The sequence below is a fragment of the Promicromonospora sp. NPDC060271 genome, from assembly GCF_042726755.1.
Taxonomy (GTDB): Bacteria; Actinomycetota; Actinomycetes; order Actinomycetales; family Cellulomonadaceae; genus Promicromonospora.
Map to the genome: position 1 here is coordinate 1 of NZ_JBHXBG010000225.1, position 8,000 is coordinate 8,000.

Annotated in this window: 7 protein-coding genes; 2 read left to right on the forward strand and 5 right to left on the reverse strand. The window is 70.4% G+C overall.

Annotation, left to right across the window (positions count from 1 at the left end):
* Positions 1–51: 51 nt before the first annotated feature.
* Positions 52–1,914 (reverse strand): dihydroxy-acid dehydratase, encoded by a 1,863-nt coding sequence (gene ilvD, locus ACFWE2_RS23390; RefSeq protein ID WP_377226607.1) that lies wholly within the window; start codon positions 1,912–1,914, stop codon positions 52–54.
* A 303-nt stretch (positions 1,915–2,217) separates the two neighbouring features.
* Here ilvD and ACFWE2_RS23395 point away from each other — a divergent pair, with 303 nt between their 5' ends.
* Complete coding sequence (locus ACFWE2_RS23395) at positions 2,218–3,210, forward strand: glycoside hydrolase family 11 protein (RefSeq protein WP_377226608.1); 993 nt, start codon at positions 2,218–2,220, stop codon at positions 3,208–3,210.
* 185 nt (positions 3,211–3,395) lie between these two features.
* Positions 3,396–3,830 carry a CBS domain-containing protein gene (locus tag ACFWE2_RS23400; protein ID WP_377226609.1) on the forward strand — a complete coding sequence of 145 codons (435 nt, stop codon included), beginning with the start codon at positions 3,396–3,398 and terminating at the stop codon, positions 3,828–3,830.
* A gap of 40 nt (positions 3,831–3,870) precedes the next feature.
* On the opposite strand, the gene ACFWE2_RS23405 is transcribed toward ACFWE2_RS23400, so the two are convergent.
* The 4 genes from ACFWE2_RS23405 to gatC are packed head-to-tail and all read right to left on the reverse strand — an operon-like array spanning position 3,871 to position 7,823.
* Positions 3,871–4,455: a GNAT family N-acetyltransferase gene (locus ACFWE2_RS23405; RefSeq protein WP_377226610.1), complete on the reverse strand. Its 585-nt coding sequence runs from the start codon at positions 4,453–4,455 to the stop codon at positions 3,871–3,873.
* Between the two features lie 22 nt (positions 4,456–4,477).
* Positions 4,478–5,989: an Asp-tRNA(Asn)/Glu-tRNA(Gln) amidotransferase subunit GatB gene (gene gatB, locus ACFWE2_RS23410; RefSeq protein WP_377226611.1), complete on the reverse strand. Its 1,512-nt coding sequence runs from the start codon at positions 5,987–5,989 to the stop codon at positions 4,478–4,480.
* Positions 5,986–7,512, reverse strand: a complete 1,527-nt coding sequence (gatA, locus tag ACFWE2_RS23415; RefSeq protein WP_377226612.1) for an Asp-tRNA(Asn)/Glu-tRNA(Gln) amidotransferase subunit GatA — start codon at positions 7,510–7,512, stop codon at positions 5,986–5,988. The genes gatB and gatA overlap by 4 nt, the downstream gene beginning before the upstream one ends.
* A 14-nt stretch (positions 7,513–7,526) precedes the next feature.
* Entirely contained in the window at positions 7,527–7,823 is a 297-nt protein-coding gene (gene gatC / locus ACFWE2_RS23420; protein ID WP_116676601.1) for an Asp-tRNA(Asn)/Glu-tRNA(Gln) amidotransferase subunit GatC, read from the reverse strand.
* Positions 7,824–8,000: the final 177 nt, after the last annotated feature.

Below are 8,000 nucleotides of genomic sequence, written 5' to 3' on the forward strand. Positions count from 1 at the left end.
CCGGGCGCGCCGGGCCCGGGCGCGGCACCAGAGGTGCCGCGCCCGCCCCGGTCAGCGGCGCTGGAGCCGTGCCACGTCCCGCACGGCGCCGCGGTCGGCCGACGTCGCGAGGGCCGCATAGGCCTGCAGCGCCGGCGACACGTACCGGTCGCGGTCCACGGGCTGCCACGGCCGCTCCGAGGACTCCATCTTGGCGCGGCGCTCGGCGAGTACATCGGAGGGGACGTTGAGGCGGATCATGCGGGTGTCGACGTCGATTTCGATCTCGTCGCCGTCCTCGACCAGGCCGATGGTGCCGCCCGCGGCCGCCTCCGGTGAGACGTGCCCCACGGAGATGCCGCTGGAGCCGCCCGAGAACCGGCCGTCGGTGATCAGCGCGACGACCTTCCCCAGGCCGCGACCCTTGATGTAGGAGGTCGGGTAGAGCATCTCCTGCATGCCCGGCCCGCCGGCGGGGCCCTCGTAGCGCACGACCACGACGTGTCCCGGCTCGACCTGCTTGGTCAGGATCTTCTCGACCGCCTCGTCCTGCGACTCGCAGACCAGCGCCTTGCCCACGAAGTGGAAGACGTCCGGGTCGACGCCCGCCGTCTTGAACACGGCGCCGTCCTCCGCGAGGTTGCCGCGCAGCACGGCGAGGCCGCCCTCGACCGTGTACGCGTGCTCGACGTCGCGGATGCAGCCGCCCGCGCCGTCGGTGTCCAGCGTCTCCCACTGGTTGTTCGTCGAGAACGCCTTGGTGGTGCGCACCCCGCCCGGGGCCGCGTGGAACAGGCCGAGCGCCCGCTCGGTGGCCTTGCCGCCGCGGATGTCCCAGTCGTCGAGCCACGCGCGCAGCGTGGGCGTGTGCACAGAGGTGACGTCGTGGTCCAGCAGACCGCCCCGGTCGAGCTCGCCCAGGAGCGCGGGGATGCCGCCCGCCCGGTGGACGTCCTCCATGTGGTAGTCCGGGTGGTTCGGCGCCACCTTGGACAGGCACGGCACCCTGCGGCTGATGTCCTCGATGTCGGAGAGCGTGAAGTCGACCTCCGCCTCCTGGGCCGCCGCGAGGATGTGCAGCACCGTGTTGGTGGAGCCGCCCATGGCGACGTCGAGCGCCATCGCGTTGGCGAACGCCGCCTTGGTGGCGATCCCGCGGGGTGCGGCGGTGTCGTCATCGTCCTCGTAGTAGCGGCGCGCCAGGTCCACGATGGTGCGGCCGGCCTCGAGGAACAGCTCCTTGCGGGCGGCGTGGGTCGCGAGCGTCGAGCCGTTGCCGGGCAGCGACAGGCCGAGGGCCTCGGTGAGGCAGTTCATCGAGTTCGCGGTGAACATGCCCGAGCACGAGCCGCATGTGGGGCACGCGTTCTCCTCGACCAGGCCGAGCGCCGCGTCGTCCACGTTCTCGTCGGCCGAGTAGTTGATCGCGTTGATCAGGTTCAGCGGCGTCTTGGCGACGCCGTTCGCCACGACGGCCTTGCCTGCCTCCATGGGGCCACCCGACACGAAGATGACCGGGATGTTGAGCCGCAGCGCCGCGTTGAGCATGCCCGGCGTGATCTTGTCGCAGTTCGAGATGCACACGAGAGCGTCGGCGGTGTGCGCCTGCACCATGTACTCCACGGAGTCCGCGATCAGGTCGCGGCTGGGCAGGGAGTAGAGCATCCCCGCGTGGCCCATCGCGATGCCGTCGTCGACGGCGATGGTGTTGAACTCCTTGGCGACGCCCCCGGCCTCGCGAATGGCGGACGCCACGAGGTCGCCCATGTCCTTGAGGTGTACGTGCCCCGGCACGAACTGCGTGTACGAGTTCGCGATCGCGATGATCGGCTTCCCGAAGTCCTCGGAACCCATGCCCGTGGCGCGCCACAAGGCGCGGGCTCCGGCCATGTTGCGGCCGTGGGTGGACGTCCGGGAGCGCAGGGGACGACTCATGACTGTTCAGCTCCTTCGATGCTGGGTGGCCACGCACCATACGGGGGTGGGCGGCTCTTGCACGCTACCTCCGGACCGCGGCGTCGGACACCGGCGTCCACAGGGTGACCCGGGCACCGGAAGAAGCCACAGCGGCACCCTTGACCCGGCCGCGCGGCGTGTGCGAACTTGTCTACCGGCGGCACCGATCTCGAGACATCTCGGTCCCCGCCTGCAAGGACGCCGGTCACCTGGACGCCGCTGTTCGGGACCCGTGAGCGTCACGCGTGTATCCGTTCACTGCTACGTACGACGAGGTGCGACATGGCGAAAACGTTTACGATCCAGAAATCGTTTACCAACCGATCGGGACCGCCGCTCCGTGGCCGTCTCCTGCGCGCGCTGACGGGGATAGGCGCCACGCTGGCGCTGCTCACGGCCGGCATGGTGGCCACCTCCGTCCCCGCCGCGGCGGTCGACCGCAACGAGACCGGCACCCACGGCGGGTACTTCTACTCGTTCTGGACGGACGCCCCGGGAACCGTCTCGATGAACCTCGGTTCGGGCGGCAACTACTCCACCCAGTGGAGCAACACCGGCAACTTCGTCGCCGGCAAGGGCTGGGCCACCGGCGCCCGACGCAACGTGACGTACTCCGGCACGTTCAACCCGTCCGGGAACGCCTACCTGACGCTCTACGGGTGGACCAGGAGCCCGCTCGTCGAGTACTACGTGGTCGACAACTGGGGCACCTACCGGCCGACCGGGGAGTACAAGGGCACCGTCACCACCGACGGCGGCACGTACGACATCTACCGGACGATGCGCTACAACGCGCCGTCCATCGAGGGCAACAGCTCGACGTTCCCGCAGTACTGGAGCGTCCGCCAGCAGAAGCGCACCGGCGGCACCATCTCCGCCGGCGCCCACTTCGACGCCTGGGCCGCACGCGGCATGAACCTGGGCAACCACGACTACCAGATCCTGGCCACGGAGGGGTACCAGAGCAGCGGCAGCTCCAACATCACGATCGGCTCCGGCGGCGGGGGCGGCGGAGGCACGTCCTGCACCGTCAACGTGACCCGGGGCCAGGAGTGGGGCGACCGGTTCAACGTGAACCTCTCGGTCAGCGGCACGAACAGCTGGACCACCCGGATCAGCCTCTCGGGCGGCCAGTCCCTGCAGAGCAGCTGGAACGCCAACGTGACCGGGAGCACCGGCACGCTGACGGCGACGCCGAACGGGTCAGGCAACAACTTCGGGATCACCGTCTACAAGAACGGCAACAACACGACACCGACGGCCACGTGCTCATGACGCACTGGCCCCACTGACCGGGGCGGGATGCGTCAGCGGCGGCGCATCCCGTCCCTCCACGACCCGAACGATCGGGTCGAGCGATCGGGCTTCACCCCTTACCTGAAGGTCGTCGGGTGCCGTACGGTCGTACCAGGGACCCGCAATGACGCGGATTCCGGCGTGCACGCGACGGGGGTACTCGAATGCGGGTAACAGAGGCTTTGCGGCGCAAGGGCGGCTCGGTCGTCACCATCTCGCGCGACCGGAGCGTGCGCGACCTGCTCGCCCTCCTCGCCCAGCACGGCATCGGCGCGGTAGTCGTGTCCGACGACGGCGTCAGCGTCGACGGGATCGTGAGCGAGCGCGACGTCGTCCGCCGTCTGCACTCGGACGGCGACGGCATCCTGGACGGCCCGGTGGACGCGATCATGACCGCAGTGGTACACACCTGCGGGCCCGAGGCGACGCTCGACGAGCTGATGCCCTTGATGACGGAGCACCGGGTCCGGCACGTCCCCGTGCTCGTCGAGACCCGGCTGACCGGGATCGTGAGCATCGGCGACGTCGTCAAGCACCGGATCGCCGAGGTGCAGGCCGAGCGCGACCAGCTCACGGCCTACATCGCGGGCGGGCCGTAGGCCGCCAGGACTCCACGACCGAACGGTCCCGTGGCCCGGGTCAGTCCTGCAGCGCCCGGTACTCGTCCTCGAGGATGCTCATGACCACCGCGTCCGCCCAGCTGTCGCCGTCGCGGTAGATGTCCCGGAGGCGACCCTCCTCGCGGAAGCCGAGCGACTCGTACAGCGCCTGCGCGCGCGGGTTGATGCTGAGCACGTCCAGGCTCACCCGGTGCAGGCCGAGCCCCGGTTCGCCGTCGACACCGTCGAAGGCGAACCGGAGCACCTCCTGGATGGCCTCCCGGCCGTACCCGCGGCCCCGGTAGTTCGGGAGAAGCTGGAGCCGGAGGTTCGCCGAGCGGACGTCCTCGTCGAGGTCGTTGAGCACGATCTCGCCGATCATGTCGTCGCTGACCGGCTTGCCGTCCCGCATGGCGGCCGGGCAGATCGCCCAGTCGTAGCGGCCCGGCCGGTCGCTGACCGTGCTCGCCCACTCGTTGATCTGCTCGCGCGTGAACGTGGCCGTGGTCCCCGTCAGCCGGGTACCCTCCGGATCCTGCACCGCCTCCCACAGGCGTTCCGCGTCGCGACCCTCGATGGGGCGCAGACGCATCATCTCGCCGCGCAGGAGCGGTCCGCGGGTCACCTGCCTGCCCTCGAACCCAGACTCACGAGCCGATCCGATCCAGCACCAGCTCGCGGACCCGCTTCGCGTCCGCCTGACCCTTCGTCGCCTTCATGACCGCGCCGATGATCGCGCCGATCGGTCCCTGGTTACCACCACGGACCTTCTCCACGATGTCGGGCTGGGCCGCGAGGGCGTCGTCGATCGCGGCGAGCAGCGGGCCGTCGTCGGACACGATCTCCAGGCCGCGGGACACGACGACCGCCTCCGGGTCGCCCTCGCCGGCGAGCACGCCGTCGAGCACCTGGCGGGCGAGCTTGTCGTTGAGCCGGCCCGACTCCACGAGCCCCTGCAGCTGCGCGACCTGCGCCGGGGTCACCGTCAGGTCCTCGAGCGTGACCTCGTCCTGGTTCGCCCGCCGGGCCAGCTCGCCCATCCACCACTTGCGTGCGCCGGCGGCGCTGGTGCCAGCGGCGACGGTGGCCTCGATGAGGTCCATGGCGCCCGCGTTGACGACGTCGCGCATCTCGGCGTCGGCGTAGCCCCACTCCGTCTGGAGCCGACGGCGGCGTGCCACCGGCATCTCCGGGAGCGCCGCCCGGATCTCCTCGACCCACTCGCGGCTCGGTGCCACGGGAACCAGGTCGGGCTCGGGGAAGTACCGGTAGTCCTCGGCGTCCGACTTCACGCGGCCCGACGACGTGGTGCCGTCCTCCTCGTGGAAGTGCCGCGTCTCCTGGATCACCGGCAGACCCGCGTCGAGCACGCCCGCCTGACGGGACACCTCGTAACGCACGGCGCGCTCGATCGAGCGGAAGGAGTTCACGTTCTTCGTCTCGGTCCGGGTCCCCAGGGGCGACTCCGGCGTCGGGCGAAGCGACAGGTTCACGTCCGCGCGGACGTTGCCGCGCTCCATCCGGGCCTCGGAGACGTCGAGCGTGCGGAAGATGTCGCGCAGCGTCTGCACGTAGGCGCGCGCCACCTCGGGTGCGCGCTCGCCCGCACCCTCGATGGGCCGCGTGACGATCTCCACGAGCGGGATGCCCGCACGGTTGTAGTCGACGAGCGAGTACTCGGCGCCGTGGATGCGGCCGGTCGAACCACCCACGTGGGTGTTCTTGCCGGCGTCCTCCTCCATGTGCGCGCGCTCGATCTCGACGCGGAACACCGCGCCGTCCTCCAGCTCGACGTCGATCCAGCCGTCGAAGGCGATCGGCTCGTCGTACTGCGACGTCTGGAAGTTCTTCGGCACGTCCGGGTAGAAGTAGTTCTTCCGGGCGAACCGGCAGCTCTCGGCGATGGTGCAGTTCAGCGCGAGGCCGATCCGGATCGCGTACTCGACCGCCTTGCCGTTGACCACCGGCAGCGCGCCCGGCAGCCCGAGGCTCACCGGCGTCACCTGGGTGTTCGGCTCGCCGCCGTAGGCGACCTCGGCCGCGCAGAACATCTTGGTGAGCGTGCCGAGCTCCACGTGCACCTCGATGCCCAGCACCGGGTCGTAGCGGCGGACGGCGTCCTCGTAGGCGACCAGGCCGGTCGTGGTTGCGGCGGTCATCGGGCGAGCTCCGTGGTCTTGAGTTCGGGTGCCTTGGCAAGGAGAGGTCCGCCCCAGCGCGACTCGAGGGCCGCCTCGAGAGCCGCACCCACGCGGTACAGCCGGTCGTCAGCCTTCGCCGGCGCCAGGATCTGGAACCCGACGGGCAGGCCGTCGTCGGACAGGCCGTTCGGCAGGGACATGCCGGGGACGCCGGCGAGGTTGGCCGGGATCGTCGCGATGTCGTTGAGGTACATCGCGAGCGGGTCGTCGAGCTTCTCGCCGAACTTGAACGCCGTGGTCGGCGCCGTGGGCGAGACCAGGACGTCGGCCTGCTCGAACGCCGCGGCGAAGTCGCGCTGGATCAGCGTGCGGACCTTCTGCGCGCTGCCGTAGTAGGCGTCGTAGTAGCCGGCCGACAGGGCGTACGTGCCGAGGATGATGCGGCGCTTGACCTCGTCGCCGAAGCCGGCCCCGCGCGTGGCGCCCATGACGCGCTCCGCGGTGACCGGGCCCTCGGTCGGCTCGACGCGCAGGCCGAACCGCATGCCGTCGAACTTCGCGAGGTTGCTCGAGGCCTCGGCGGGCATGATCAGGTAGTAGGCGTCCAGCGCGTAGGCGAAGCTGGGGCAGGAGACCTCGACGATCTCGGCGCCCAGCGCACGCAGCTCGTCGAGCGACTCGTCGAAGCGCGCGGACACGCCGGCCTGGTAGCCCTCGCCCGAGAGCTCCTTGACGACGCCGACGCGCAGACCCTTCAGGTCGCCCTTGGCACCCTGCTGGGCGGCAGCGACGACGCCCGGAACGGGCTCGTTGATCGACGTCGAGTCGTGCGGGTCGTGACCGCCGATCAGCTCGTGCAGCAGCGCGGCGTCGAGCACGGTACGGGTGACGGGGCCCGCCTGGTCCAGCGAGGACGCCATGGCGATCAGGCCGTAGCGCGAGACGCCACCGTAGGTCGGCTTCACGCCGACGGTGCCGGTGACCGCGCCGGGCTGGCGGATGGAGCCGCCGGTGTCGGTGCCGATGGCCAGCGGCGCCTCGAAGCCCGCGACAGCCGCGGCGGAGCCACCGCCGGACCCGCCGGGGATGCGGTCCAGGTCCCAGGGGTTCTTGGTGTTGCCGTACGCCGAGTGCTCGGTCGAGGAGCCCATGGCGAACTCGTCCATGTTGGTCTTGCCGAGGATCGGCAGGCCCGCGGCCTTGATGCGCTCGACGAGGGTCGCGTCGTACGGCGGGATCCAGCCCTTGAGGATCTTCGAGCCGGCGGTCGTGGGCAGGCCCTTGGTCACCACGACGTCCTTGACGGCGATCGGCACGCCGGCGAGCGGGTGCAGCTCCGCGCCGGCGGCACGCTTCGTGTCGATCTCCGCGGCGGTGGCCAGCGCCTCCTCGGAGGACACGTGCAGGAACGCGTGCAGGTCCCCGTCGACGGCGGCGATCCGGTCCAGGTGTGCCTGCGTCGCCTCGACGCTGGTGACGTCCTTGTTCCGCAGCGCGGACGCGAGGTCAGAGGCGCTGAGCCGGGTGATGTCCTGTGTCATGTCGTTGGTTCCCATCACTCTTCGCCGAGGATCTGCGGGACGGCGAACCGTCCGTTCTCCTGCTGCGGGGCGCCGGCCAGTACGTCCTGTATCGGCAGGGCGGGCTCCGGTACGTCGTCTCGGAACACGTTCGTCAGCGGGAGGGGGTGGCTCGTTGCCGGCACGTCTGCGGTAGCGACCTCGCTCACGCGAGCGATGGACTCGACGATCACGTCGAGCTCACCGGCCAGGCGCGAGACCTCGTCCGGTCGCAGGTCGATCCGTGCCAGCGCAGCCACGCGCGCAACCTCGTCACGGGAGATGGTGGACATGGCGCCAAGTCTAGTCGCCGGACGGCGTTCGATCTTCCGGATAGCCGCGCGTCCACTGTGAGATCTCGGCCGGAACACTGTCTGAATATGCGTGTAGGGGGTGGAGCCCGCACCCACCCCGTTGGGGGTTGTGCTGGGCTCCACCCCCTACCCGGGAATGGTTGTCCGGCGGCGTCC